This is a genomic window from Amycolatopsis stemonae, from assembly GCF_054781455.1.
This window is the reverse complement of sequence record NZ_BAAGUJ010000002.1, coordinates 249,822-273,782: the sequence shown is the minus strand read 5'-3', so window position 1 is coordinate 273,782 and position 23,961 is coordinate 249,822. Positions and strand designations below refer to the sequence as shown.

Genomic DNA, 23,961 nt, shown 5'->3' with positions numbered 1-23,961 from the left:
ACCAGGGGGTCTCCCCGATCAGAGCAGCACAACACTCAGGCTTCGGATTCCGGGCGGCCGTCGGCGGCCCAGGCCGTGTGGAACGAGCCTTCGCGGTCCACGCGGCGGTAGGTGTGGGCGCCGAAGAAGTCCCGCTGGCCCTGCACGAGCGCGGCCGGGAGGCGGTCGGCGCGGAGGCCGTCGTAGTAGGCCAGCGCCGTCGAGAAGCCCGGCGTCGGGATGCCGAGCCGGACCGCCGTCGAGATGACCGACCGCCACGAGTCCTGCGCGTCCTCGACCGCCTTGCGGAAGCCGCCCGACGTCAGCAGCGTCGGCAGCGCGGGCTCGTCGGCGTAGGCCGAGGTGATGTCGTTGAGGAACTTCGCGCGGATGATGCAGCCGCCGCGCCAGATCGAGGCGACCTTGCCCAGGTCGATGTCCCAGCCGTACTCCGTCGCGCCGGCCTGGATCTGGTTGAAGCCCTGCGCGTACGCGACGACCTTCGACGCGTACAGCGCCTGCTCGACGTCGTCCGCGAATCGCTCCAGCGAGGATCCCGACAGCGGCGCCGCCGACGGCCCACCCAGGCCGCGGGCCGCCGCGCGCAGCGGCTTCGACCCGGACAGCGAACGCGCGAAGACGGCTTCGGCGATGCCCGAGATCGGGACGCCGAGGTCGAGGCCGATCTGCACCGTCCAGCGGCCGGTGCCCTTCTGCTCGGCGGCGTCCTCGACGACGTCGACGAACGGCTTGCCGGTCGCCTTGTCGACGTGCGCCAGCACCTCGGCGGTGATCTCGATCAGGTAGGAGTCGAGCCGGCCGGTGTTCCACGTGCGGAACACGTCGGCGATCTCGGCGGGGGCGTAGCCGCCCGCGTGGCGCAGCAGGTCGAACGACTCCGCGATCAGCTGCATGTCGGCGTACTCGATGCCGTTGTGCACCATTTTGACGAAGTGGCCGGCGCCGTCCGCGCCGATGTGCGTGCAGCACGGCTCGCCGTCGACCTTCGCCGAGATGTCCTCGAACAGCGGGCCGAGCGACTCGTACGACTCCTTCGAGCCGCCGGGCATGATGCTCGGCCCGTGCAGGGCGCCTTCTTCGCCGCCGGAGACGCCACTGCCGACGAAGTGCAGGCCACGCTCGCGCAGCGCCTTCTCGCGGCGGCGCGTGTCGGCGAAGTGCGCGTTTCCGGCGTCGATGATCACGTCGCCCTCTTCGAGCAGCGGCGCGAACTCCTCGATGACGGCGTCCGTCGGGTCGCCCGCCTTGACCATGATCACGACCTGCCGGGGCCGCTCCAGCGCGTCGACGAACGCCTGCGCCGAGTACGCCGGGATGAAGTCGCCCTCGTCGCCGAACTGCTCCACCAGCGCGCGGGTCCGCTCCTCGGACCGGTTGTGCAGGGCCACCGTGTGCCCGTGCCGCGCCAGGTTGCGGGCCAGGTTGCGGCCCATGACCGCCAGCCCGGTGACCCCGATGCTCGCCTTCTTGCTCATCCGCATCCTTCCGAAGACTCTCTCGATTCAGACAGTAGTCCCACGGCGAGCGGGTGCCGCAAGTTCAGGAGAAGCAGCGGATCGGGCCGCGGTTGATCGCGACCATGTCCAGCACGGCCGCGGCGAGGTCGATCGGCGCGCCCCACCCGGCGCCGTCCAGCTCGGCGTACGCGCGGTGCAGGTTGCCCGGCAGCCGCTCCTGCTCGGTCATCGACGCGAACTCGCCGAGGTCCGTCTCCTTCGCCTGCTCGAGCGGCGACCGGCCGGCGGCCTTCCCGCGCTTCGCCGTCTCCTGCACGAAGGCCAGGTACCGGTCGACGGTCTCCACCACGTCGAGCCCGCACGGACCACCGTGCCCGGGCAGGATCACGTCCGGCTGGAGTTCGCGGATGACGTCCAGCCCGGCGCGCCAGCCGGCCACCGAGCCCATCAGCGCGAACGGGCTGCCGCCGTTGAACACCAGGTCGCCGGCGTACAGCACGCGCTGCTCGGGCAGCCAGACCAGGACGTCGTTGGTGGTGTGGGCCGCGTGGCCGGGGTGGATCAGCTCGAGGGTGACGTCGCCGGCGTGCACGGTCAGCCGGTCGTCGAACACGACCTCCGGCGGCCGCGACCGCAGCTCGCCCCACTCGCTGCCGGTGAAGACGCCTTCGTAGGTCTGGATGCCCTCGGCGACCATCAGCTCCCGCGTCTTGCGGTGGCCGATCACGGTCGCGCCGGTGACGAGGTAGTTGCCGTTGGTGTGGTCGCCGTGGTGGTGGGTGTTCACCAGGGTCGTCACCGGGCTCCCGGTGGCGGCCTCGACGGCGTCGAGCAGCGCGCGCGTGCGGCGCTCGGTCGAGCACGTGTCGATGAGGACGGTGTGGCCGCCGGCGTCGACGAACCCGCAGTTGTTGATGTACCAGGAGCCGTCCGGCTGGACGTACGCCTGGGCCTGGTCGGCCAGCCGGGTGACGGCGGCGGCGGAGGGCGAGCGATCGGTCACGCGCCCCACTATGCCCTCCTCCGCTGCCCGCCGGTTGGCCGAAAGGTCACGAATCCGCTGGTCCAGGCGAGTGAAGACCGCAGTGACTGGCATTCCGCGACATTTCCTGGAACGCTGCGCGATGTCATCATCGAGATCCGCAAGGTGAAGCACTAACCTGGGTGGGTTCGATAGTTCGCGTGCGACGGCGGCCGGTGGCCGCCGTTGCTTGGTAGTGGTCCGGGAGAGCAGGGCGATGGCCAGCACCGTCACCTCGCGCCGGAAGCAGCTCGGGAACGAGCTCCGGCACGCTCGGACCGCGGCGCGGATGACGCAGCAGCAGGTCGCCGAAGTCCTCGGCTGCACCCAGGGCAAGGTCAACAAGATCGAGTCCGGTGCCGTCGGGGTGAAGCTCGGGGATGTGCGATCGATGCTGAACGCGTTCGGGATCAACGGCGAAGAGGCCGACACGCTGATGAACCTGGCGCGCGCCGCCGCCGGGCAGCGCGGCCACTGGTCCGGCTACCGCTCGGTGGTGCCGCACTGGTTCCGCACCTTCACCGACCTGGAACCCGCGGCCGCGGAGATCCTCACCTGGCACGGCGAGCGCATCCCGGGCCCGCTGCAGTCCGAGCACTACATGCTCAAGCAGTTCACCGAGGCCGGCGCGACGGACGTGACGTCCCTGGTGCGCAACCGGCTCGACCGCAAGGCCGTGTTCGAGCAGCAGCAGCCGCCCTACTACCGGTTCATCATCAGTGAAGGCGCGTTGCGCCGGGCGCCCGGCGGGTACGCGCCCGCGGTGATGCTGGACCAGGTCGAGCACCTGCTCTCGCTGGAGCGCCACCCCCGCGTCTACGTGCACGTGCTGCCCTTCGGCGCGCGGCTGGCCGCGGTGCCCAACGACTTCACGATCATGCGGTTCCCGGACCGCACCCGGGACTTCGTCTACATCGAGCACTCGGCCGGCGGGCTGTACCTCGACGACGTCAAGGACTTCAACATCTTCGTCGACTCGTGGGACCGGCTGCGGGGTGCGGCATTGGAGCGGCAAGAGACCCGCCAGTTCCTCAAGGAGCTTGCGGAGGGTTACCGCGGCCAGATGCAGCAGCTCCAATAGGGCGAACGGCGGCCCGAGGTGTCCCGGGCAGTGAACAACTTTCGGTAGAGTCGGTCTGTTGCGCTGGAATCCACCGGAAGTGAAGATCGTGGACCCCGACTTCCTCCCCGAAGCGGTCGACCTCGACCGGCCGAACGTGGCGAGGATCTACGACTGGGCGCTCGGCGGCACCGCGAACTGGGCCGTCGACCGCCAGTACGGCGAGCAGGCGGTGCAGGCCTTCCCGCTGGCGAAGACGCTCGCCCGGAGCAACCGCGACTTCCTCGGCCGGGCCGTGCGGTTCTGCGTTTCCCTGGGCATCACCCAGTTCCTGGACCTCGGTTCCGGCATCCCGACCGCCGGCAACGTGCACGAGGTCGCCGACGAGTACGCCGACGACAGCCGCTGCGTGTACGTCGACAACGAGCCGGTCGCCGTCGCGCACGGGCGGATCCTGCTCGACGAGGAAGGCGACCCCGGGCGCCACGCCGTCCTGCACGCCGACCTGCGCGATGCCCAGGAGGTCTGGGACGCGGCGCTCGCCACCGGCGTCCTCGACCCCGACCGGCCGATCTGCCTGCTCAGCGTGGCCGTGCTGCACTTCCTGCCGGACGTCACGGGCGTGCGCGAAGCGATCCGCGACTACCGGACGCTGCTGGCACCCGGGTCCGCGTACGTCCTTTCGCACGCGACCGAGTCCGGCGTCGAGGGGGACGAGCTGGCGCAGATCCGGCGGCTCGTGAAGCTGTCCGAGCGGTCGAGCTCGCCGGCGGTTTCCCGGTCGCTCGACGAGATCGCCGCGTTCTTCGGTAACTTCGACGTCGTCGAGCCGGGGATCGTGCCTGTGGGAGAGTGGCGTCCCGAGCCCGGCGCCGCCACGGTCCCCCTCGCGAGCGTGGTCGGCGGTGTCGGCCGCAAGCCTGGAGGAAGCCCATGACCACGCAGGACCCCGAAGCCCCGGAAGGCGTCGACCTCGAACGCCCGAACGCCGCGCGCATCTACGACTGGTTCCTGGGCGGCGACGCCAACTGGGCCATCGACCGGCAGTTCGGCGAGCAGGCCGTCAAGACGTTCCCGATGATCAAGACCGTCGCGCGCGTCGGCCGTGACTTCCTCGGCCGCGGGGTCCGGTACCTGGCGCGCAACGGCATCGACCAGTTCCTCGACCTCGGCTCGGGCGTGCCGACGGTCGGCAACGTGCACGAGGTCGCGGCGTCGGTGAACCCGGACGCGCGGTGCGTGTACGTCGACAACGAGCCGGTCGCCGTGGCGCACTCGCAGATCCTGCTGGAGAAGGAGGGCGTCGCCGACCGGCACGCGGTGCTGCAGGGCGACCTGCGCGACCCGGCCGACATCTGGAAGCGCGCCCTCGACACCGGCGTCCTCGACCCGAACCGGCCGATCGGGCTGATCATCGTCGGCGTCCTGTACTTCCTCGGCGAGGACGAGCCGGTGGCCCAGACCATCCAGAAGTACCTGTCGCTGCTGCCTTCCGGCTCGTACTTCCTGTCCTCGCACCTGACGAGCGACGGCCTGGAGAACATGGCCGACTCGGAGAGCCGCGAGTCGATCATGGCGCAGTACAACAAGTCGAGCACGCCGCTGCACCTGCGGTCGCGCGCGGAGTTCACGGAGTTCTTCGAGGGCCTGGAACTGGTCGAGCCCGGCATCGTCTACCTCCCGGAGTGGCACCCCGAGGAGATGGAGTCCAAGGCCACGAAGAAGCTCGCGAACGACCCGGCCTTCGTCGGCCACATCTGCGGCCTCGGCCGCAAACCGTGACGGCGGCTTACGACGCGGTCGCCGTCCAGTACGCGGAGTTCGTCCGCGGCATCTGGGACGGCGACCCGCTGGACCGGGCCGCGTGGACCGCGTTCGCGGACTTCGTGCGCGGCCGCGGCCCGGTCGCCGATCTCGGCTGCGGACCCGGCCACCTGACGGCGCACCTCGTGAAGCTGGGCCTCGACGCGTTCGGCGTCGACGTGTCGCCGGAGATGGTTTCCCTGGCGCGCGCGGCGCTTCCGGACCTGCGGTTCGAAGTGGGTTCGATGGCGGCCCTGGACCTCCCCGACGCGTCGCTCGCCGGGATCCTGTCGTGGTATTCGGTGATCCACACGCCACCGTCGGAGGTGCCGGGGTACTTCGCCGAATTCACCCGGACGTTGGCGCCCGGCGGTCACGTTCTGTTGGGCTTCTTCGAAGCCGGCGACGGCCCGGTCTCGGAGTTCGACCACAAGGTCACGACGGCTTACCGGTGGCCTCTCGACGAACTGATGCGCATCGCGGCCTCGGCGGGGCTCGCCGAGGTGGGCCGGATGTACCGCGAGCCCGTCGAGGGGGAGCGCCCGTTCCGCCAAGGACGGCTGCTGCTGCGGAAACCGTAGCCCGACGCGGCGAGAGCCCCGGTCCCATCAGGGAACCGGGGCTCTTGTGGTGGTGGGGCAGTCAGGCGCTCAGACGCGCGAGCCGAGCCGGCCGCGCAGCAACGGCGTCAGGTCGATCGCGGTCTCCAGCGGGCGGGTGGTGCGGACGCCGTCGGAGTAGTGCCGCAGCGGGAGGTCCTGGTCGGCGGCCCACGTCGTCGTCTTGCGCAGGGGCGCCTGGATCAGGCTGAAGCCGAAGCGGTTCCGCAGCTCGTTCCCGATTCCCCGGCGGCCACGGTGCTCTTCTTCCTCGCGGCGGAAGAGCGAGTTCAGCCGGACGGCCATCGTCTACACCCCCAGCTCTCGTCGCGGTGACCGGGCGGGTTCGCCGCCGGCCAGTCCGAGACAGGGTTCGCACGGCATGCCGGCCCCGGGGACCAGCCATTCCACGTCGGCACGGGTAAGCGCTTCCCCGCACTTGGTTCGGACCAGGTGGGTCGTGCTGCGGGCGGCGCCCAGTCCGAAGACGTGGACGACCCGGCGGGCCTCGCCGGCGGTTCCCTTGGCGAGCCTGCCCACGACGAGCGCGCTCGGTGGCGCGCTGTCCTCGACGATCACGCTGATCCTCCCCCATGAGGTCCTGCGGTGGTGGTTTTGTCGGTCGTCAGCCAGTGGCCTGCGTTCGGGGACCGCCCGTCGCATGCAGGCAGTCATTCACCGACACCAGCGCCCCGGCCGATGCGATTAATCCTACTCCTGGAATAATCTTCATGTCGAGGCCGGACCTAGTTGATCACCCGCTTGGCCGTGCGGCGTACTCCATTGAGACACTGAGTAGCCGGGAGCGGGTACTTTCGACCAGGTCACGGCCGCGCCCCCCATCGATCCTCGGAGGTACGACCCATGGCGGATTATCCGTCGTTCGCGGATTACGATCCGAACACGGCCGTGTCCCTGTTCGAAGAGGCTGCCTGGGAGAAGTCGTTCGCCAGCGAGCCCAACGGTGGGAGCTGCGTCGAGGTCAACCTCGGGCGCGAAGGTCTGATCGGCGTCCGCGACACCAAGCTCTCGACCAGCCCCGTTTTCGTGTTCGACACCGCCGAATGGGAAGCGTTCCTGGTCGCCGTGAAGGCCGGGCAGTTCGACCTGCCCGCCTGATCCCTCCCCCGTGGAGGTGATCATGATCACCCGTCCGTGTCCTTGAATGGTGAAGGCCCCCTTCCCGCTGTGAGGAAGGAGGCCTCCGCGACCGCCCGGATACGGCCGAGTGCCGAATGTGAGGGGAATCTCACCCGATTGCCGGAAGCTCACCCCCGCGCAGCCGGCCGCGGGTCCGCCGCCAGGCGATGACCACGAGCACGACGAGCCCGATCAACGGCAGCGTGCTGATCGCCCAGCTGAGCCCCATCGGTGGCCCGGGTTGTTCCAGCACCGGCAGCGCGCGCAGGTCGCCGGATCCGGTGCCCGCCGGGCCGTTGACGGTGAAGTGGAACGTCCATTCGCCCGGCCGTGGCATCGACCGGACGTCCAGGCCCCAGACGTCGCGCTTGCGCGGGTGCCGCACCAGCGGCTGCGTCCGGTTCTTGCCACCCTCCGGGTTGACCATCGTGAGCGTGCCGGACTTGTCCTCGATCCCGCCGTCGGGGATGAACGTGAAGTCCAGTGACTGCATGGCCTTCAGCGGCCAGGTGCTGAACCCGACCGTCAGCCCGTACGGCCCGGCCTGCACGTGCTCGGTGTGCACGATGTTGACCGGCTCGTAGGCGTTCGCCGGCGCCGCGGTCGCGAACAGCAGCCCGGCGACGGTGCCCAGTGCGACAAGTGCTTTACGCATCAGCGGTTTCCCCCTTCTTCGCGGGCGCCAGCAGGCAGAGCATCCCGCCGAACCGCCACCCGGCGAACCCGCCGAGCAGCCCGAACAGCCCGCTGAGCAGCGCGGTCGTCAGCAGGTACCACGACGGCGGCAGGTGCGCGCCGGAGTAGAGCAGGACGCGCTGCACCGGCAGGCTCAACCCGATCAGCACCCCGGCGATCCCGCCGACGGCCACGGACACCCGGCCCGCGCGCCACCCCCGGCGCCGGCCCGCGAGGTACCCCAGTTCCATCAGCGCGGCCACCGGCAGCAACGCCAGCGGCGTCAGCGACGGCATCTCCGGCACACCGGAAATCGCGTCCCGCAGCGGAAGATCGACCAAGTCCGCGTACGCCTTCGCGGCCCACGGCGAGAACCACCAGAAGATCCCCTGCACGACCAGGACCAGCGCCGCGGTGCCGGCCGCGCCGCCCGGGCGCCGCAGGAACCCGGCGCCGACGGCGACCAGCAGCACCGCCACTGTCGACGTCCCGATCGCCACGGCGTCGGCGTAGTCGTCCGGCACCTGCTGCAGGCCCAGGGCCAGCACCGGCCCGAACGTGAGCAGCACGGTCAGCGACGCCAGCGTGCCGAGCCGGCCCCAGCGGTATTCGCGCGCGGCCGCGAACACCGCGGTCGTGCCGATCAGCGACACCGTGATCGACAGCAGCAGCCCGATGTGCGGCGGCGAGTCGATGACCGCGTCGAAGCCGTAGAGCCCGTGCCACCACTGGTCCCACAGGCCGTACAGCAGGAACGTCGCCGCGCCGACGCCGGACACCAGGTAACCCAGTGGCGCCGCGAACGTCCTGCCGAACACGTTGACCACGCGCCCGCCGACCCGCGCGTCGATCGGGCGGCCCGCGCGCCGCGCCGCCGTCGTCAGCAGCACGACGGCGAGGCTCGCCAGGCCGACGACCGCGCTGCCCGCGTACAGGAACAGGTGCGGCAGCGTGAAGAACGTGTCCGGCCCGACGTCGCTGTGCCACTGGATGTCCCAGGTCAGCCCGACCAGCGACAGCAGCGACCCGCCGAGCACGACGTTCGCCGGCAGCAACCCCGTTCGCGCCTGTTTCGCCACCGAAGCCGTCCTGACCCCGGATGCGGTGAGATCCATTCCCCCGACCTCCTCCTTTACTTGACCAACAACGGAAAAACGACTTGCGCGGGCCCGCCGGGTCCGCTCAGGGACACTGTGATCTCCCACTGCCCGGCCATCGGCAGCCCGACGTCCGCCGCGCGAAAGCGCCCGGGCCCGTCCGGGGCCGCGGTCACCGGGGCGAACGCGTGCCCCATCTGCGCCATGACCGGCGCGACCGTGACGGCGTCGGGCGCGGGTCCGGTCACCGCCACCGCGAAGGTGTTGCCGCCGATGCGCGGCTCGTCCGCGGAGAACTGGACCGTGTACGGGCCGGAAACCGCTTGCTGTGTGGTGGCTTTCGCGCCTCCGCCGCCCCAGAGCAGCCAGGCGGCCCCGGCCGCGACGACCAGCGCGACCAGCGCGACCAGGACCGTCGGACGTCTCATCGGCCTGCTCCTGTCGTGGGGACGTCGAGCACGGCGGGGACGGTGAGCACGCGGTAGCCGCGCTCGGCCTGCAGCCAGATCCGGTACCGGCCGGGGGCGGCGAAGGTGTAGGTGAAGCTGACGTCGGGGCCGTACGCGGCGACGGTCTCGTCGGGCCGGTCGACCTGCCCGGCGACCGGCGGGACCATGGCGTGGACGTGCGCCCACGTGGGTGCCTTCGCGGCGGACGCCCCGACCTCGCCGGTGATCGGCCCGGCGACGATGAGGTGACCCAGCATGCCCAGCCACGGCTGGAGGTCCTGCGTCGTGAAGTGCGCGGTGATCGTCGTCGGCGTGCCCGGGGTGACGTTCAGCTCCACCGGCGTGCCGTCGACCGTCCGCGGTCCGGCGCCGGGTGGTTCGGGCGCCGGGGCGGCCGTGCCCCGCAGGTCCACAGTGGACCGGGCCAGCTGGACCCCGCCACCGCGGCGGACGAGTTCCGCGGCGACGGCGTACGTACCCGGTTCGGGATCCGCGACGCCGACGCGGTAGTCGCCGGGCGCGACGCGCACCGGGTGCAGGTGGCTCATCCGCCCGGACGGCGAGACGAGCACCAGGTGCACGAACGCGTTGTCGTGGACGAGCAGGTCGTCGACCGGCCGCCCGGTGGCGCCGTCGGTGAGGTGCAGCGCCAGTTCGCCGCCCTCCGCCCGCACGGCCAGGTTCACCGGTGGTCGCGAGTAGTCCACTGTGGACAACCGGGAACTGGCATTAGGATCGGTGACGTTGTCGAACGTCGGGTCGAGCTGGCTGCCGGGCGCGGGCGGCGCGGGCGTGCTCGCCGACAGCAGGGCGCCGGTGACCGCGACGGCGATCGCCGCGACCACGCCGCCCGCCGGGATCAGCGCGAACGCGGTGCGCTTCGCGCGCATCGCCACCACGAGGGCGAGCAGCAGGAAGACGCCCGCCGCGACGAAACCGCCGTACGTCGCCTTTTCCCACGGTGGCACGACCCGCGCGGGCACGATGAACGGGATCGTCGCCGCGGGCCCGGTCCCGTCGCCCAGCGACAGCTCCCACGGACCCGGCTTGCCGACTTGGAGATTCCCCGGGTACACGCCCGGCGTGGCGCCGAGGACGACGTCGGCCCGCGACGTCACGACGCCTTCGGCCGCGACGGCCAGGTGCAGCGTGCCGGGCGCGGTGCCCTGGTGCGTCACGACGTCGACCCGCAGCGGCGACGGCGTGACGTCGACCCGGCGGATGACCACGGTCAGCTCGCGCGCGCCGAGTGTCTGCGCGACCTGGACGTCGGTGCCGGATGGTGCGCCGTCGGCGTACGCGGTCCCGCCGCCGGCCGCGATCCCCAGGACGGCCAGCAGCACCAGCAACGCGAATTTCGGTTTGGTCCCCATCGTGGGTCCGAACCTAGCCACGACCGCGGGTGGCGGGCGTCACGGCGGGGAGGGAACTCCGGTCCCCGGTGCGGGGGACCGGCGCCCCCGGGGATCTCAGGGGTCCAGGAACTTCCGCAGGTGGGAGACCACTTCTTCCGGCTGTTCTTCGGGCAGGAAGTGGCCGCACTCGGCGATTGCCCGGCCGGTGACGTCCGTGCCGTACTCCTGCCAGATTTCGAGCGTGGGCAGGGTGCCGAGCAGGCCGTTCGCGCCCCAGAGCGCGAGAAGTGGCTGGGTGACGCGCTTTCCGGCGGCGAAGTCGGCGTCGTCGAGTTCGGCGTCGTCCGGGAAGGAGGCGCGGTAGTCGTCGAAGCCCGCGCGGAGGGCGCCGGGCTGGGAGAACGCGCGGACGTACTCGGCGACGGCGTCCGGGGCGAGGCCGTGGCGCTGGTAGGTCCAGCGTTCGAAGAAGTAACCCAGGTACGCGGCGATGTTCTGGCCCGCGAGGAGTTCGGGGAGGTCGGGCTGGAGGTGGAAGAGCCAGTGCCAGTAGGCCTTCGCGACGCCGGTGTCGAGGCGCTGCCACATCGCGCGGGTCGGGGCGATGTCCAGGACGGCGAGGCGCTCGACCTGGTCCGGGCGGTCGAGGGCCCAGCGGTGCGCGACGCGGCCGCCGCGGTCGTGGCCGACGACGGCCGTGCGGTCGAAGCCGAGGTGGTCGGCGAGTTTCGCGATGTCGGCGGCCATGGTGCGCTTGTCGTAGCCGGTCCGGGGTTTGTCGGTGCGGCCGTAGCCGCGCAGGTCGGGGGCGATGACGGTGTGCGTCTCGGCGAGCGGGCCGAGGACCTGGTGCCAGCAGTGCGAAGTCTGCGGCCAGCCGTGCAGCAGGAACAGGGGCGGGCCGTCGCCGGCCTGGAGGTAGTGCATCCGGAGTCCGTCGACGGTGGCCATCTTCTCTAACCGGTTCATAAGGTTAGACGGTACCGCTGCTTCTAACTGTCTTCAAGGGTTAGAATGACGGCATGGAATGGGTCTTCGACGGCGGACGGCCGTGCCTCGACCTGGTCAACACGCTGCGCGCGCGTCACGACGAGGGTGTCGAGCTGCTGACCGGGCCCGCCGCGCTGGGGGAGTGGCTCGCGCTCGCCGGGTTCACGACGGGCGAAGTGCGTGTGACGGCGGGGAACGTGCTGGCCGCGAAGGCGTTGCGCGAGGCCGTGGACCGGGTGCTGCTGGCTCCCGACCTGCCGGACTCGATGGACGTCGACCTGGTGAACAACGCGGCGGCCTCGGCGCCGGCGCCCCCGCCGCGGCTGGTCGTCACCGACGGCCGCCTGCGCCGCGAGGTCCCCGCGCCGAAGGACCCGGTGGCGGCGGCGTTCGCGGCACTGGCGGCGGACGCGATCGACCTGGCGACGAGCGACGCCGCGGTGCGCGTGTGCGCGGCGGACGACTGCGGGCTGCGCTTCTGCGACGCCTCGCCGCGGCGGAACCGCCAGTGGTGCTCGATGGCCCGCTGCGGCAACCGCGCCAAGGCCCGCGCCCACTACGCCCGGGTCAGCGGTCGTGAGGAGTAGCTCCCGGGCCGTGACCGCCGATCAGCCGTTGGTAGGCCTGGGGATGGGCGCGGAACCAGACGTTGAGCTTGCCGATCCACCGCATGTGCGCCGTCCGCAGCCCGGCCGGGACCGGCGTCGCGAGAACGCGCACCACGCGGGCGAACCGCAGGAACCGCTGCTGGTCGCGAAGAGTCCACTGTAGACCGAGCCGGTCACGCAGCGCGGGCGGCAACGTCGTCCGCAGCAGGAACATCTGGATCCGGCCGTGCCACCGCCACGCCGAATCGGGCAGCCACCGCACCGGTTTCGCCACCGTCCGGATCGTCTCGAAGAGCGTGTCGATCGTCGAATTGCCCGCGAACCCGGCGACCATCTCGTCGTAGTACCGCTCGAAACTCGCCCAGTCCGGCGGCAGATCACGCTCGCGCACGCCGAGCATCCGGCCGACGTCGCACATCTGCGCGTAGTACTCCGCCAGCTCCGGCCCGGACAGTGGACGGCCGAAGAACCGTTGCGCGTCAACGGGAACCTTCACCAGGGTCGCGTGCACCCACGCGTACGCCAGTGGATCCAGTGCGCTGTACCGGCGTCCGTCCGAAACGCCCGTGAACGACCGGTGCAGGTCCCGCAGGCGCGCGGCTTCGACCCGGGCACCCGCGGCACCGCCGTAGACGTAGATCGACAGCGACGCGCCCGTGCGCATCAGGCGCGTCCAGGGACCCGACGTGTAGTCCGAGTGGTCGCGCACGCCCGCCGCGACGACCGGGTGCGCCACCTGCAGCACCAGCACCTGCCCGGCCAGCAGCCCGTCGCGGAAGTCGCCGAAGTACCTCCACGCCGCCGTGCCGCGGACGACCGGCGGGGCCATCAAGCCCCGCGGAGCAGCATCATCAGCGGTTCGGCCACCGGCGTGTCCGTCTCGCCGGTCGCCAGCCGCCGCAGCTGCAGCCCGGCGATCAGCGCGACGACCGGCCCGGCCAGCCGGCGTGCGTCCGGCACACCCAGCGCTTCGAGGATCGTCACGGCCAGCTCGTCGTACGCCGCGAAACAGCGCGAAGAAGCCTCGTGCAGCTCGGGATCCCGCGCGGACTGGAGGTACAGCTCGTGCGCGCCGAGCTCGTCGGCGCCGAAGGGCAGCTGCGCGATCACGTGCTCGACGACCGACGCGGCCTGCTCGACACTCAAGCCGTCCGCGCGGTAGCCGTCGACGATCGCGCCGAGCTTCGCGGTCTCCTCCTCGACGAACAGCAGCATCGCCTCGCGCAGCAACGCCGTCTGGCTGGGGAAGTGGTAGGTCAACGTGCCGAGCGAGACACCGGCCGCGGCGACGATCCGGCGGTTCGTCAGGCCGCCGACGCCGTGCTCGCCGACGACCGTCAGCGCGCCGCGCAGGATGGCTTCCCGGGTGCTTACCAGCTTGTCTCGGGATGCCGCTCCGGCCACCGTTCGACCTCTTCCAGTTGCGCGGCGAGCGAAACCAGCCGCTCCTCGGCGTGCGAGGGGCCGAGCAGCTGCGCGCCCAGCGGCAGGCCGCCGGCCGTCTGCCCGGCCGGGACGTTGATCCCCGGCCAGCCCAGCACGTTCCACGGCCAAGCGTACGGGCAGGCGGCGATCATGGCCTGGTCGGTCTCCCAGCCGGACAGCCCGTCGAACGTGCCGATCGGCGGTGGCGGAGTGGCGGTGGTCGGGGTCAGCAGGACGTCGACGCGGCCGAACACCGAGCCGATCCGCCGGTGCAGGCCCGGCTCGAAGGCGCGGGCGAGGCGCAGCGCGGGCCCGGCGAGCAGCCGCCCGTGGCCGGCGTTGCTGCGCGTGCGCTTGTCGAGCCCGGACCGGTCGGGCACCCGCAACGTCCAGTCGCGGACGCCGGTGAGCGAGCGCGGCAGGAACGTCAGGCCGATCAGCCCGTAGTCCGGCTCGACCTCGACGATCTCGTGGCCCAGCCCGGCCAGGGACTCCGCGAGCCGCCGCACGTTCGCCTCGACGACCGGGTCGAGCCGGGTCTTGGTCGCGGTGAACGGGATCCGGGTCGACAGCCCGATCCGCAGCCGGCCGGGTTCGCGCGCGGCGGCGGTCCGGAACGTGGTGCCGGTGTCCGCGACGACGTCCAGCAGCAGGGCGGCGTCCTCGACGGTCCGGGCGAGCGGGCCGAGCACCGTCAGGCCGTGGAACAGCTCGCTTTCGGTCGGGATCCGCCCGCGCTGGGTCTTGATGCCGACGAGCCCGGTCCACGCGGCCGGGATGCGCACCGAACCGGCGCCGTCGGAACCGAGCGCGGCCGCGATGACCCCCGACGCCACCGCGGCCGCGCTCCCGCCTGAAGAACCCCCGGGGGTGTGGCCGGTGTGCCACGGGTTGCGCGTCGCACCGAAGGCCGGGCCCTCGGTGAACGGCCATTGGCCCAGCTCGGGGGTGTTGGTCTTGCCGATGATGACGGCGCCGGCTTCGCGCAGCAGCGCGACGGCGGGCGCGTCGGACGTAGCGACCGGGAACTCGCCGGGGCAGCCGAAGGACGTGGGGAGGCCGGTCAGGTCGACGTCGTCCTTGATGGCCACGGGCACGCCGAGCAGGGGTTTCCGGTCGCCGGCCGTGAGCCGCTCGTCCGCCTCGGCGGCTTCGGCGAGCGCGGCGTCGTCGCGCAGGTGCCGGAACGCGTTGAGCGTCGGCTGGCTCGCGTGGGCGCGGCCGAGCGCGGTCGCGGTCAGCTCGGCGGAGGTGACCTCCCCGGCGGCGAGCTGCGCGGCCTGCGCGGCGAGACCGGTGAAGTCCAGGCTCGTGGCGGTCATGGCACCTCCCTGAGTTCTCGTTCGTTCGAACGAACGTTACCGGATACCGACGGTCTCCGGCTACTCCCCGGGCGTTCTAAGGTGGGCTGATGACGTTCGACTTCGCCGGGTTCCCCGACTCCGCCCTCGACTCGATCCCGCGCGTCGACCTCGGTGGCTGGCCGACGCCGTTGCACGAAGCGCCCCGGCTCGGCGAGGCGCTCGGCCTGCGGAACCTCTGGCTCAAGCGCGACGACGTCCACCCGCTCGGCGCGGGCGGCAACAAGCTGCGCAAGCTCGAATACCACCTCGGCGCCGCGCTCGAGGCCGGCGCCGACACGGTCGTCACCTTCGGCGCGCTGCAGACGAACCACGGCCGGCAGACGGCCGCCGCGTGCGCGAAGCTCGGCCTGCGCTGCGAACTCGTCCTCACCGCGAAGGTCCCTCGCGACGGCGACGCGTACGAGCGCGGCGGGAACCTGCCGCTGGACAAGCTCTTCGGCGCGACGGTCCACGTCTGTGCCGACGGCGAGGAGACCGGCCGAACCTACGACCGCCTCATCGCCGAAGCCGCGCAGGAGGGCCGGAAGGTCGCCACCATCCCCGTCGGCGGCTCCAACGACCTCGGCGCGCTCGGCTACGTCCGCGCCACCCGCGAACTCGCGCACCAGCTCGAAGAACGCGGCGTCGAGCGGGCCCACCTGGTCGTCCCGCACGCCAGCGGCGGCACGGCGGCCGGCGTGGCCTTGGCCACCGCGCTCCTCGGAAACCTCGGCGTCGGCATCGCCTGCGTCAGCCACCCGCTCGACGAAGCCACCGAGAACCTGCGCGAGCTCACCGCCGGTGCGGCGAAGCTGCTCGGCGTCGAGCCGCCCTCCCTTGCCCACACGAAAATGGGCGACTCGACGCTCGGCCCCGGCTACGGCATCCCGACCGACGCCGTCTGGGACGCGCTACGCCTTTTCGGCCGCACCGAGGGGGTCGTGCTGGACCCCGTCTACACCGGCAAGGTGGCCGCCGCGCTGGTCGACTGGGCGGGCCACTTCGCCCCGGACGACCACGTGGTGTTCCTGCACACCGGCGGGATGCCCGGCCTCTACGGCTACGCGCCCGAATTCGCGGCGGCCGTCGAAGGCTGACTCCAGCCGGGTCGCGACCCGCAGCAGCGTGCAGAGCAGCCCGACGTCGGCGATCAGCAGCAGCCGCTGCGTGACGCCGATCGGGAGCGCGTCCGAGACCGCGTGGAACGGCTCGACGCCGGCCTCGCTGAGCCGCACGAACACGAAGCTCAGCGCGAACAGCCCGAACGCGACCGCGGTCAGCCGGATCGCCCGCACGACGGCGACGCGCTCTTGCCGTCCCCGCAACGGTTCCAGCAGCGAGATCGCCGCGCCGGGCAGGCTGAGGAACGCGACCAGGCACGCGTAGAGGTGGATTTCGCCGCTCACCGGGTCCGGCGCCTCGGGGTAGCTCGCCGGGAACACGGCGGCCGCCGCGAGCCCGAGCGACCACAACGCGAGCAGCAGCCGGGTCGTCCGCGACAGCGGGACCCCGGCGACGTGCAGCGCGCCGAGCACCGCCAGCGAGCCGATGGCCAGCGAAAGCACGCTCGCGGCGAGCATCCCTTCGCCGCGGTCGGTCACGGTGTAGCTCGACAGCGTGTCGTACACCGGGTTCCGCGAGCTGATGATGTGCAGCACCACGGCCGTGAAGAGCCCCCAGCCGATCGCGCCCAGCGCCACGAGCCGCCACGGTCTCGTGCGCTTCCCCTGTTCCGTCCCCATGTCCTCCAGGTTCTCGGGAAACGGGACGGCCGTGATCAGGGAAGACCCTGAATTCCCCCGGAACCGAAGTCGACCAGCACGAGCGCCTGGTCGTCGTGGCGCTTCGGACGCGGCCAGCGTTCGCCGTCCGGGTCCTGCTTTTCCGCGGTGCGGACGGCGTCCAGGATCGAATCCGGCCCGTCGGCGCGCGTGATCGCGAGGACTTCGCGCCAGTCGAAGAGCTCGTACTGGTCGACGCCGATGGAAACGCCGTCGCTGGCGAGCAGGACGGCCTCGACGGCTCCCCGCGGCCAGCTGCGGCGCACGGCGTGCGCGGCCGCGCCGGGGTCGGCTTCGGCGACCCAGAAGCCGTCGTGGGCGTTGCGCCGGCGCCGGACGTCCGCGCCGGTCTGCAGCATCCCGCGTCGCCGCAGCCGCGCGAGCCGGTCGTCGGAGACGACGTCGACACCGAACTCGCCGAAGCCGACTACCGGGCTGTCGGCGAGCACCAGGGCGTCGACCCGGTCGTCCAGCCAGCGCACCGCGGCCACGGTGCTCGACGGCGACTGCCGCGGCCGCAGGGCGTTGTCCCGCGTCACGGCGGCGATCGCGCTGGTCAGGGTGTCGGTCAGGTCGGCTTCGGGGGCCGCGCGGAGGTCTTCGGCGAGGCGCCGGGCCAGCCGTTCCGCGTACCAGCCGCCCGGGGGCTGCGACGGGTCCGACGAGGTGGCGCCGTCGAGGACGAGCACCGCGTTGTCCAGGACGACGACGTGGTCTTCGGTGGGACGCGGGTGGCCACCGGCGCCCACCCCGGCCCGTTCGGCGATCACGATCTCGGGCATCGCCCGACTCTACGTCGGCGGAGGAGGACCTTCACGCCGACGTTGTCAACTCAGGTTGACAGGCTCGCCCTGTCAACGTAGGTTGACAGACATGACGGAAGCGACGGACCTGGCCGCCCGGGCCGGCGACCGCGATCCCCGGGTGGGACTGCGTGCGGTCGCCGCGCTCCGGCGGCTGGTGGAACAACTGGAGGCCGTGCAGGTCCGCAGTGCGCGGATCGACGGCTGGTCGTGGCAGGAGATCGCCGCCGAGCTGGGGGTCAGCCGGCAGGCCGTGCACAAGAAGTACGGGAGGCACTGATGTTCGAGCGGTTCACGGCGGACGCGCGGCTGGCGGTCGTCGAAGCGCAGATCGTGGCGCGGGAGTCCGGGGCGGCGGAGATCCGGCCCGCGCACCTGCTGGCCGGGCTGGTCAAGGTGGCCGTGCCGGTGCTCGCCGAGCTGGGCATCTCCGCCGAGGAGGTGGCCGCCGAGCTGGCGCGCACCCGGCGTCGCGGCGGGGTCAGCGACGCCGACGCCGAAGCGCTGACGGAGTTCGGCATCGACGTCGAGCAGATCGTCGAGAGCGTCGAGCGGACCCACGGCGAGGGCGCGCTGGCCGGCCGCCTCGGCCCGGCCAAGCGCGGGCACATCCCGTTCACGGCCCAGTCGAAGAAGACCCTGGAGCTGAGCCTCAAGGAAGCCGTCCGGCTGGGGGACAAGCACCTCGGGCAGGAGCACATCCTGCTGGCGCTCGCCCAGCAGGGGGACACCGACGAGGTGCTCGCCCGCCGCGGCGCCGACTACCCGACGCTGCGCCGGGCCGTCCAGCAGCGCAAAGCGGGCTAGTGACCCTGCTCGCGCTGCTGCGGTTCGCGCCACGTGGTCAGCGGCAGCAGCGCCTGGGTGAGCGGGCCGATGGCGAGGGCGTAGAGCACGGTGCCGACGCCGACCGTCCCGCCCAGCAGGAAGCCGATGGCGACCACGGTGACCTCGATGCCGGTGCGCACCAGCCGGACCGACCAGCCGGTGCGCCCGGCGAGGCCGGTCATCAGGCCGTCACGCGGGCCGGGGCCGAGCCGGGCGCCGACGTAGGTCGCGGTCGCGACGCCGTTGAGCGCGACGCCGCCGACGAGCAGCGCGATCTGCCAGCCCAGGTCGTGCTGGTCCGGGAGCACCGCGCGGACCAGGTCGACGACCACCGAGATGACCACGACGTTCGCGATGGTGCCGATCCCGGGCCGCTGGCGCAGCGGGATCCACAGCAGCAGCACGACCACCGAGATCAGCCCGGTGACCGTGCCGAACGTCAGCCCGGTGTGCTTCATGACGCCTTCGGCCAGCACGCTCCACGGTTCGAGGCCGAGACGCGCGCGGGTGACGACGGCGACGCTGGTGCCGTAGAGCGTGAGGCCGAACAGCAGCTGGGCGCTGCGCCGGACGGGGTCGCGGGAGATCCGGACGGGCCGGAGATCGATCTGAGCCACGACCTCACTATCGCCGGGAAGTGGCCTTGTAAACCATAGCCAATTCCAGGATATTGGCCTTATGGAAACGCTCGTCCCGCTGGGTGGACGCATCTCTGGTCCCCGACTGGCCGTCATGTTGGGCTCGTGGCGGCAAGGCGGCTCCCGGCAGGGCGCGGCCGACCTGGCCGCCGCGATCGAGCTGCAGGTGCTGGACGGCCAGCTCCCGCTGGGCACCCGGCTGCCCGCCGAGCGGGAGCTGGCCGACGCGCTCGGCGCCAGCCGGACGCTGATCGGCTCGGCCCTGGACCGGTTGCGGGAGAACGGGTTCGTGGCGAGCCGCCGCGGCGCGGGGTCGTGGATCGCCGCGCCGGGACGGCGTCGCCGCGGCCCGCTCGCCCCGGCGGGCGGCGACTCGATCGACTTCACGCACGCGTCTTCGCCGGCCATCGCGGGCACGGCCGCCGCGGTCGACACGGCCCGCGTCCTGCTGGCCGACCACCTCGGCGACCACGGCTACCAGGAACGCGGCCTGCTCGGGCTGCGGGAGAAGATCGCCCGGCGCTACACCGAACGCGGGCTGCCGACGACCCCCGCGCAGGTGATGGTCACCAACGGCGCGCACCACGCGTTCGTCCTGGTCCTGCGGATGCTCGCGGGCCCCGGCGACCGCGTGCTGGTCGAGCAGCCGACGTACCCGAACGCGCTGGAAGCGATCCGCGCCGCGCACGCGATCCCGGTGCCCGTGGCGCTCGACCCGGCCGGCGGCCGCGGCTGGGACATCGCGGGCGTCGACGCGGCGCTGCGCCAGGCGTCGCCGCGGTTCGCCTACCTCGTCGTCGACTTCCAGAACCCGACCGGCCTGCGCCTGGACGCCGAAGGCCGCGAACGGCTCGGCGCGGTGCTCGCGCGGGCCAGGACCCCCGTCGTCGTCGACGAGACGCTCGTCGAGCTGGACCTCGAAGGCGACCCGCTCGACGGGCCGCCGCCGCTGGCCGCGTTCGCCGGTGACCTGGCGATCTGCGTCGGCTCGGCGTCGAAGACGCACTGGGGCGGGCTGCGGCTCGGCTGGATCCGCGCCTCGGAGGACCTGCTCGGCCGGCTGGTTTCCGCGCGCTACGCGGTCGACCTGGGCTCACCCGTGTTCGAGCAGCTCGTGCTCAGCGAGCTGCTGAGCGACGAAACGGCGCTCGCCCGCCGTCGCGAAGAGCTGCACGGCTACCGCGACGCCCTCGCCGGCGCCGTGCGCGGGCTGCTCCCGGACTGGACGTTCACCCTGCCGAGGGGCGGCCTGTCGCTGTGGTGCCGCATGCCGGAGCCGGTGAGCTCACGGCTGGCGGTGGCGGCGGCGAGCCACGGTGTCCAGGTGGCGCCGGGCTCGCGCTTCGGCGTCCACGGCGGGCTGGAGCGCTGGATCCGGCTGCCGTTTTCGCTGCCCCCGGACCGCAGCCACGAGGCCGTCCGGCGGCTGAGCGCCGCGGCGGCGTCCGTCAGCGGCACCCCGGCTTCGCTGGACGCCCCGATCGCATGAACGAACCGGTGCGCTGGATGCGAGCCTGCTCCCAGGGATGGGCGGCGTTCGTGTGCATCCAGCGCACCGGTTCGTTGTTCCACACTCCCGCTCACGGGCGTGACCCCGTTCGCGGGTGCCGCGGCTTCCCGGCACAGCCCCTCGACGTGCCGGGAAGCCGGCGGCTCAGGCGTGCTCTCCGCTTGACGAATCTTCGCTCGGCGCGGTGAGCGAAGACTCCCGGAGCACGCCCGGTGTGGGTCCCGGCGCCGCGGGGGCAGCGCGGCGCCGGGACCGGGATCCGACCCGGCCGGGCGCGGTCGGCCGGTCGGAAAGACTGTGGTTTCGCATGGTTTTCGCCCCTGGGGTACGACGGACGCGCTGCGGCGTCACCAGACGTGAAAGAGTCACGGATTGCGTACTGGAGCAGGGGAATCGTCACACCGCGACGGCGTGCGCGGACGTCCAGTTGATCTTGTTTTGGACGCAGTTCTCCCCGGCTGCCCGGTCCGGGGTCAGTCGGGGGAGGTGGTCGGCAGGGCGGCTTCCCTGCCCGCGCCGTCGACCTCGTGGTCGCGGCTGGTGCCGATGAGCTTCAGCTGGGTGGTGGTCACGTCGTCGGTGTGGACGGCGAACGGGTGGCGGGCGCCGCCGGGGCCGTCGTGGCCGGGCGCGGCGCTGGGGGCCGGCGCGCTCGGGGCGCCGGTGCCGCCGGGCAGGCCCGGGGTGCTGTCGCCGCCGCCGTTGCGCGCGTGGACGCCGGAGTCGCGCGGCTGCTCCGGCCGCGCCGGCAGCGTGTCCTGCCGCTCGACCAGGTGCACCACCGCGACGTGCGTGGTCTGCGGGGTCGTCGCCGCGGCGGCCTCGGTGGCGGCGCTCTCGGTGACGACCGGGGCGGCCACCTGGGTGACGGTCGCGGTCACCGCGCCGGGCACGGTCACCGTGACGCCGCCCGAGTTCGAAGCGCCGGTGAAGATCGGGTTCAGGATGTCGTCGATGGGGAGCAGCGGCGCCGCGCCGGGGTTGTTCGCGGGCGGCTGGGTGAGCGGCGCGAGCACGGTGTGGGACAGCGTGTCCGTGAGGGCGCCGACGGTGTTCAGCGTGCCCTGCAGGGTGGTCGTGACGGTGTTCAGCGTCCCGCCGACCACGTCGACGACGCCGCCGACGAGCCCGCCGAGCAGGTTCGCGGACGCCTTCGGGGTGGTCTTGACCGACGGCGCTTCACTGGTCTGAGTGTCCTTCGTGGACTCGACCTGCGGCTGCTTGGCGGCGATCTTGGTCTCGGGCGCGGTTTCCGGCGGGGTCTCGGCGGCCTGGGTGTCTTCCGGCTGCTTCGCGGTTTCGTCCGCGGCTTCCGGCTGCCGCGCGCAGGCGACGGCCTCGCGGTGCGCGGTGCGGTGCTTGCCGTGTGCGAAGAGCTTCGCGACCTGGTCCTTCGCGGCGTGGTCCGGCGCGGCCTGGTCCACAGTGGAAACGGCGGGTGCCTCGGGGCAGGACCGGTGCTCCGCGGCGGCCGCGGTGCTGCCGGACAGCGCGCCGGTGAGCAGCCAGCCCGCGAGCGTCAGGCCGCCGGCGACGAGGATCTTGGCGGCGGGCCGCTGCAGCGCGGCCGTCCACGGGCGGGGAGTGCGCCCGCGCGCGTGCGCGAGGCCGCCGCTTTCGGGACGGGGCTCACCCGCGGTGAGCGCAGGCCGAGCGGGAGCGCTGCGGCGCGTGTCCGCCGTGCTGCTCACCGCCACCACCACCGTCCGCGCCTGAGACCCGTGCGATCGACGCTCGAGTCCGTACTTGCTGGGGTCTTTCTCCGGCCAGGTCGCAGTTCCCCCGGGGCTGCACTCTTTCTAGCACCGCTCGGGAGTCTTTCATCTCTCCCGCGTTCGATCCAGCCCGTAAGGCGGAACGGCCCTACCGGGCAAGGTATCTGCGGCCGACGAGTTGATCACTCTCAGTGCCGTTCGGGTGCTTTGCTGCGGCCATTCGGAGGAGTCGCGCAAAACCCGCCTCCGGGCGTTGACCTGATGTTTCCCCGGCGCGGATAGCGTTGCGTGCCGAATCGGTGGCGGTGCGTGCGCGTGGCCGCGTTTCGGCCGGCCGCCCGAACCTCGTCCGAGGGGTGGGACGCGCGCGGACCGCATCCCGTCCGGACCTGTCACCCGCTGTGTGCGCTGCGTCGGACCGGGTGCGTGCCGGAACCGGCCGGAGTGGCCCGGGGCGTCCGAAATTCCCCGACCGCGGTCGTCAGACCAGTTTGCGCAAACGGGTGATGGCTTCGTCGATGACGTCGTTGCGTTTGCAGAACGCGAAACGCAGGAGGTGTTTCCACTCGTCCGGGTGATCGGTGAACACCTTGACGGGCACGGCCGCGACACCGACCCGTCCGGGCAGCTCCCACGCCAGGTCGGCGGCGTCGGCGAAGCCCAGCGGCCGGACGTCGACGCAGACGAAGTAGGTGCCCGCCGTCGGCCGCACCGCGAACCCGGCGTCGGCGAGCCCGGCCGAGAGCCGGTCGCGCTTCTCCTGCAGGCTCTCGCGCAGTCCGTCCACCCAGGGCAGTTCGTGGTCGAGCGCGTGCGCGACGGCCGGCTGCAGCGGCCCGCCGGAGACGAACGTGATGAACTGCTTCGCCGCCTTCACGGCCGCGACCAGCTCCGGCGTCGAACAGACCCAGCCGATCTTCCAGCCGGTGCAGTTGAACGTCTTGCCGGCGCTGGAGACGCTGACCGTCCGCTCGCGCATGCCGGGCAGCGTGACCAGCGGAATGTGTTCGGCGTCGTCGAACACCAGGTGCTCGTAGACCTCGTCGCAGATCGCGATCAGGTCGTGTTCGACGCACAGCGCGGCGAGCGCTTCCAGCTCGGCGCGCGTGAACACCGTGCCGGTCGGGTTGTGCGGCGAGTTGACGAGGATCGCCCTGGTCCGCGGGGTGACCGCGGCGCGCAGGCCGTCGACGTCGAGGCCGAACCGGCCGTCCGGGCCTTCGACCAGCCCGACGACCCGGCGTTCGGCGCCCGCCATCGCGACCGCGGCGGCGTAGGAGTCGTAGTACGGCTCGATGACGATGACCTCGTCGCCGGCCTCGGTCAGCGCCAGCAACGCTGCCGTGATGGCCTCGGTCGCGCCCGCGGTGACCAGGATCTCCGTGTCCGGGTCGTACTCGGTGCCGTACCGCCGCCGGTGCCGCGCGATCGCGGCCCGCAGCTCCGGCCGCCCGGGTCCCGGCGGGTACTGGTTGGCGCCGCCGAACAGCGCGTTCTTGGCCGCGTCGAGCATCCCGGCGGGCCCGTCGGTGTCCGGGAAGCCCTGGCCGAGGTTGACGGCGTCGTGCCGGACCGCCAGCGCCGTCATCTCGGCGAAGATGGTCGAGGTGAAGGGCCGGAGGCGGGGGACGAGAGCAGGTTCGCGCACGATCAAGCATCCTCAC

At 72.2% G+C, this 23,961-nt stretch carries 26 protein-coding genes and 1 pseudogene; 10 read left to right on the top strand and 17 right to left on the bottom strand.

The window, feature by feature from the left end:
• Positions 1–35: 35 nt before the first annotated feature.
• Positions 36–1,475, bottom strand: coding sequence for an NADP-dependent phosphogluconate dehydrogenase (gndA, locus tag ACYVLJ_RS07390; RefSeq protein ID WP_451971871.1), 1,440 nt, complete (start codon positions 1,473–1,475; stop codon positions 36–38).
• Positions 1,476–1,539: 64 nt separating this feature from the next.
• A complete protein-coding gene (locus tag ACYVLJ_RS07385; RefSeq protein WP_460438140.1) occupies positions 1,540–2,460 on the bottom strand; it encodes an MBL fold metallo-hydrolase in 921 nt (306 codons plus the stop codon).
• Positions 2,461–2,695: 235 nt separating this feature from the next.
• On the opposite strand from ACYVLJ_RS07385, the gene ACYVLJ_RS07380 reads away from it, so the two are divergent.
• The 4 genes from ACYVLJ_RS07380 to ACYVLJ_RS07365 all read left to right on the top strand — a co-directional run bounded on the left by ACYVLJ_RS07380 (position 2,696) and on the right by ACYVLJ_RS07365 (position 5,922).
• Positions 2,696–3,559: a helix-turn-helix domain-containing protein gene (locus ACYVLJ_RS07380; protein ID WP_155548665.1), complete on the top strand. Its 864-nt coding sequence runs from the start codon at positions 2,696–2,698 to the stop codon at positions 3,557–3,559.
• Between the two features lie 88 nt (positions 3,560–3,647).
• Positions 3,648–4,475, top strand: coding sequence for a class I SAM-dependent methyltransferase (locus tag ACYVLJ_RS07375; RefSeq protein WP_460438615.1), 828 nt, complete (start codon positions 3,648–3,650; stop codon positions 4,473–4,475).
• A complete protein-coding gene (locus ACYVLJ_RS07370; RefSeq protein WP_451971878.1) occupies positions 4,472–5,320 on the top strand; it encodes an SAM-dependent methyltransferase in 849 nt (282 codons plus the stop codon). The genes ACYVLJ_RS07375 and ACYVLJ_RS07370 overlap by 4 nt, the downstream gene beginning before the upstream one ends.
• Positions 5,317–5,922, top strand: a complete 606-nt coding sequence (locus ACYVLJ_RS07365) for a class I SAM-dependent methyltransferase (RefSeq protein WP_460438139.1) — start codon at positions 5,317–5,319, stop codon at positions 5,920–5,922. Before ACYVLJ_RS07370 ends, ACYVLJ_RS07365 begins: the two co-directional genes overlap by 4 nt.
• Positions 5,923–5,991: 69 nt before the next feature.
• On the opposite strand, the gene ACYVLJ_RS07360 is transcribed toward ACYVLJ_RS07365, so the two are convergent.
• Both ACYVLJ_RS07360 and ACYVLJ_RS07355 read right to left on the bottom strand, forming a co-directional pair.
• On the bottom strand, positions 5,992–6,246 hold the full coding sequence (locus tag ACYVLJ_RS07360) for a hypothetical protein (RefSeq protein ID WP_460438138.1): 255 nt from the start codon (positions 6,244–6,246) through the stop codon (positions 5,992–5,994).
• Positions 6,247–6,249: 3 nt separating this feature from the next.
• The gene (locus tag ACYVLJ_RS07355) at positions 6,250–6,519 is read right to left on the bottom strand and encodes a hypothetical protein (RefSeq protein ID WP_460438137.1); all 270 of its coding nucleotides are present in this window, start codon (positions 6,517–6,519) and stop codon (positions 6,250–6,252) included.
• A gap of 285 nt (positions 6,520–6,804) precedes the next feature.
• Here ACYVLJ_RS07355 and ACYVLJ_RS07350 point away from each other — a divergent pair, with 285 nt between their 5' ends.
• A complete protein-coding gene (locus ACYVLJ_RS07350; RefSeq protein ID WP_451971889.1) occupies positions 6,805–7,059 on the top strand; it encodes a DUF397 domain-containing protein in 255 nt (84 codons plus the stop codon).
• Positions 7,060–7,189: 130 nt separating this feature from the next.
• On the opposite strand, the gene ACYVLJ_RS07345 is transcribed toward ACYVLJ_RS07350, so the two are convergent.
• The 5 genes from ACYVLJ_RS07345 to ACYVLJ_RS07325 all read right to left on the bottom strand — a co-directional run bounded on the left by ACYVLJ_RS07345 (position 7,190) and on the right by ACYVLJ_RS07325 (position 11,625).
• Positions 7,190–7,735, bottom strand: coding sequence for a hypothetical protein (locus ACYVLJ_RS07345; protein WP_460438136.1), 546 nt, complete (start codon positions 7,733–7,735; stop codon positions 7,190–7,192).
• Complete coding sequence (locus ACYVLJ_RS07340; RefSeq protein ID WP_460438135.1) at positions 7,728–8,870, bottom strand: hypothetical protein; 1,143 nt, start codon at positions 8,868–8,870, stop codon at positions 7,728–7,730. Before ACYVLJ_RS07340 ends, ACYVLJ_RS07345 begins: the two co-directional genes overlap by 8 nt.
• 17 nt (positions 8,871–8,887) lie before the next feature.
• Positions 8,888–9,280, bottom strand: a complete 393-nt coding sequence (locus ACYVLJ_RS07335) for a FixH family protein (protein WP_460438134.1) — start codon at positions 9,278–9,280, stop codon at positions 8,888–8,890.
• On the bottom strand, positions 9,277–10,674 hold the full coding sequence (locus ACYVLJ_RS07330; RefSeq protein WP_460438133.1) for a hypothetical protein: 1,398 nt from the start codon (positions 10,672–10,674) through the stop codon (positions 9,277–9,279). The genes ACYVLJ_RS07335 and ACYVLJ_RS07330 overlap by 4 nt, the downstream gene beginning before the upstream one ends.
• A gap of 96 nt (positions 10,675–10,770) precedes the next feature.
• A complete protein-coding gene (locus tag ACYVLJ_RS07325; protein ID WP_451971903.1) occupies positions 10,771–11,625 on the bottom strand; it encodes an alpha/beta fold hydrolase in 855 nt (284 codons plus the stop codon).
• Positions 11,626–11,678: 53 nt separating this feature from the next.
• Between ACYVLJ_RS07325 and ACYVLJ_RS07320 the strand changes: the two genes are divergently transcribed.
• Positions 11,679–12,233: a CGNR zinc finger domain-containing protein gene (locus ACYVLJ_RS07320; RefSeq protein WP_451971906.1), complete on the top strand. Its 555-nt coding sequence runs from the start codon at positions 11,679–11,681 to the stop codon at positions 12,231–12,233.
• On the opposite strand, the gene ACYVLJ_RS07315 is transcribed toward ACYVLJ_RS07320, so the two are convergent.
• Genes ACYVLJ_RS07315 through ACYVLJ_RS07305 form a run of 3 tightly spaced genes read right to left on the bottom strand, consistent with a single transcriptional unit; the run spans position 12,214 to position 15,001 of the window.
• Positions 12,214–13,083 (bottom strand): oxygenase MpaB family protein, encoded by an 870-nt coding sequence (locus tag ACYVLJ_RS07315; protein WP_460438132.1) that lies wholly within the window; start codon positions 13,081–13,083, stop codon positions 12,214–12,216. The two genes, ACYVLJ_RS07320 and ACYVLJ_RS07315, sit on opposite strands and share 20 nt — an antisense overlap.
• Positions 13,083–13,658, bottom strand: coding sequence for a TetR/AcrR family transcriptional regulator (locus tag ACYVLJ_RS07310; protein ID WP_451971912.1), 576 nt, complete (start codon positions 13,656–13,658; stop codon positions 13,083–13,085). Before ACYVLJ_RS07310 ends, ACYVLJ_RS07315 begins: the two co-directional genes overlap by 1 nt.
• The gene (locus ACYVLJ_RS07305) at positions 13,625–15,001 is read right to left on the bottom strand and encodes an amidase (protein ID WP_460438131.1); all 1,377 of its coding nucleotides are present in this window, start codon (positions 14,999–15,001) and stop codon (positions 13,625–13,627) included. Before ACYVLJ_RS07305 ends, ACYVLJ_RS07310 begins: the two co-directional genes overlap by 34 nt.
• An 89-nt stretch (positions 15,002–15,090) precedes the next feature.
• On the opposite strand from ACYVLJ_RS07305, the gene ACYVLJ_RS07300 reads away from it, so the two are divergent.
• Positions 15,091–16,119, top strand: coding sequence for a D-cysteine desulfhydrase family protein (locus ACYVLJ_RS07300; protein ID WP_460438130.1), 1,029 nt, complete (start codon positions 15,091–15,093; stop codon positions 16,117–16,119).
• A gap of 87 nt (positions 16,120–16,206) precedes the next feature.
• Here ACYVLJ_RS07300 and ACYVLJ_RS07295 read toward each other — a convergent pair.
• Positions 16,207–16,764, bottom strand: a pseudogene (locus tag ACYVLJ_RS07295) (DUF998 domain-containing protein); the annotation flags it as partial.
• A 35-nt stretch (positions 16,765–16,799) separates the two neighbouring features.
• Positions 16,800–17,585, bottom strand: a complete 786-nt coding sequence (locus ACYVLJ_RS07290) for a PP2C family serine/threonine-protein phosphatase (protein WP_460438129.1) — start codon at positions 17,583–17,585, stop codon at positions 16,800–16,802.
• A gap of 91 nt (positions 17,586–17,676) precedes the next feature.
• Here ACYVLJ_RS07290 and ACYVLJ_RS07285 point away from each other — a divergent pair, with 91 nt between their 5' ends.
• Both ACYVLJ_RS07285 and ACYVLJ_RS07280 read left to right on the top strand, forming a co-directional pair.
• On the top strand, positions 17,677–17,886 hold the full coding sequence (locus ACYVLJ_RS07285) for a sigma factor-like helix-turn-helix DNA-binding protein (RefSeq protein WP_086675674.1): 210 nt from the start codon (positions 17,677–17,679) through the stop codon (positions 17,884–17,886).
• Positions 17,886–18,413: a Clp protease N-terminal domain-containing protein gene (locus tag ACYVLJ_RS07280; RefSeq protein WP_451971923.1), complete on the top strand. Its 528-nt coding sequence runs from the start codon at positions 17,886–17,888 to the stop codon at positions 18,411–18,413. Before ACYVLJ_RS07285 ends, ACYVLJ_RS07280 begins: the two co-directional genes overlap by 1 nt.
• On the opposite strand, the gene yczE is transcribed toward ACYVLJ_RS07280, so the two are convergent.
• A complete protein-coding gene (yczE, locus tag ACYVLJ_RS07275) occupies positions 18,410–19,051 on the bottom strand; it encodes a YczE/YyaS/YitT family protein (RefSeq protein WP_460438128.1) in 642 nt (213 codons plus the stop codon). The two genes, ACYVLJ_RS07280 and yczE, sit on opposite strands and share 4 nt — an antisense overlap.
• A gap of 61 nt (positions 19,052–19,112) precedes the next feature.
• Here yczE and yczR point away from each other — a divergent pair, with 61 nt between their 5' ends.
• Positions 19,113–20,561, top strand: a complete 1,449-nt coding sequence (gene yczR, locus ACYVLJ_RS07270) for an aminotransferase-like domain-containing protein (protein WP_460438127.1) — start codon at positions 19,113–19,115, stop codon at positions 20,559–20,561.
• 494 nt (positions 20,562–21,055) lie between these two features.
• On the opposite strand, the gene ACYVLJ_RS07265 is transcribed toward yczR, so the two are convergent.
• Both ACYVLJ_RS07265 and ACYVLJ_RS07260 read right to left on the bottom strand, forming a co-directional pair.
• Positions 21,056–22,273: a hypothetical protein gene (locus ACYVLJ_RS07265; protein WP_460438126.1), complete on the bottom strand. Its 1,218-nt coding sequence runs from the start codon at positions 22,271–22,273 to the stop codon at positions 21,056–21,058.
• 505 nt (positions 22,274–22,778) lie between these two features.
• Entirely contained in the window at positions 22,779–23,945 is a 1,167-nt protein-coding gene (locus ACYVLJ_RS07260; RefSeq protein WP_460438125.1) for a pyridoxal phosphate-dependent aminotransferase, read from the bottom strand.
• Positions 23,946–23,961: the final 16 nt, after the last annotated feature.

Bases quoted from the DNA above. Each gene is read 5' to 3' on its own strand.
- ACYVLJ_RS07360 (WP_460438138.1), bottom strand. From the start codon at position 6,246: ATGGCCGTCCGGCTGAACTCGCTCTTCCGCCGCGAGGAAGAAGAGCAC.
- yczR (WP_460438127.1), top strand. From the start codon at position 19,113: ATGGAAACGCTCGTCCCGCTGGGTGGACGCATCTCTGGTCCCCGACTG.
- ACYVLJ_RS07315 (WP_460438132.1), bottom strand. From the start codon at position 13,083: ATGGCCCCGCCGGTCGTCCGCGGCACGGCGGCGTGGAGGTACTTCGGC.
- ACYVLJ_RS07380 (WP_155548665.1), top strand. From the start codon at position 2,696: ATGGCCAGCACCGTCACCTCGCGCCGGAAGCAGCTCGGGAACGAGCTC.
- ACYVLJ_RS07345 (WP_460438136.1), bottom strand. From the start codon at position 7,735: ATGCGTAAAGCACTTGTCGCACTGGGCACCGTCGCCGGGCTGCTGTTC.
- ACYVLJ_RS07335 (WP_460438134.1), bottom strand. From the start codon at position 9,280: ATGAGACGTCCGACGGTCCTGGTCGCGCTGGTCGCGCTGGTCGTCGCG.
- ACYVLJ_RS07320 (WP_451971906.1), top strand. From the start codon at position 11,679: ATGGAATGGGTCTTCGACGGCGGACGGCCGTGCCTCGACCTGGTCAAC.
- ACYVLJ_RS07305 (WP_460438131.1), bottom strand. From the start codon at position 15,001: ATGACCGCCACGAGCCTGGACTTCACCGGTCTCGCCGCGCAGGCCGCG.
- ACYVLJ_RS07300 (WP_460438130.1), top strand. From the start codon at position 15,091: ATGACGTTCGACTTCGCCGGGTTCCCCGACTCCGCCCTCGACTCGATC.
- ACYVLJ_RS07350 (WP_451971889.1), top strand. From the start codon at position 6,805: ATGGCGGATTATCCGTCGTTCGCGGATTACGATCCGAACACGGCCGTG.
- ACYVLJ_RS07285 (WP_086675674.1), top strand. From the start codon at position 17,677: ATGACGGAAGCGACGGACCTGGCCGCCCGGGCCGGCGACCGCGATCCC.
- ACYVLJ_RS07330 (WP_460438133.1), bottom strand. From the start codon at position 10,674: ATGGGGACCAAACCGAAATTCGCGTTGCTGGTGCTGCTGGCCGTCCTG.
- ACYVLJ_RS07290 (WP_460438129.1), bottom strand. From the start codon at position 17,585: ATGCCCGAGATCGTGATCGCCGAACGGGCCGGGGTGGGCGCCGGTGGC.
- ACYVLJ_RS07340 (WP_460438135.1), bottom strand. From the start codon at position 8,870: ATGGATCTCACCGCATCCGGGGTCAGGACGGCTTCGGTGGCGAAACAG.
- ACYVLJ_RS07280 (WP_451971923.1), top strand. From the start codon at position 17,886: ATGTTCGAGCGGTTCACGGCGGACGCGCGGCTGGCGGTCGTCGAAGCG.
- ACYVLJ_RS07370 (WP_451971878.1), top strand. From the start codon at position 4,472: ATGACCACGCAGGACCCCGAAGCCCCGGAAGGCGTCGACCTCGAACGC.
- gndA (WP_451971871.1), bottom strand. From the start codon at position 1,475: ATGAGCAAGAAGGCGAGCATCGGGGTCACCGGGCTGGCGGTCATGGGC.
- ACYVLJ_RS07325 (WP_451971903.1), bottom strand. From the start codon at position 11,625: ATGAACCGGTTAGAGAAGATGGCCACCGTCGACGGACTCCGGATGCAC.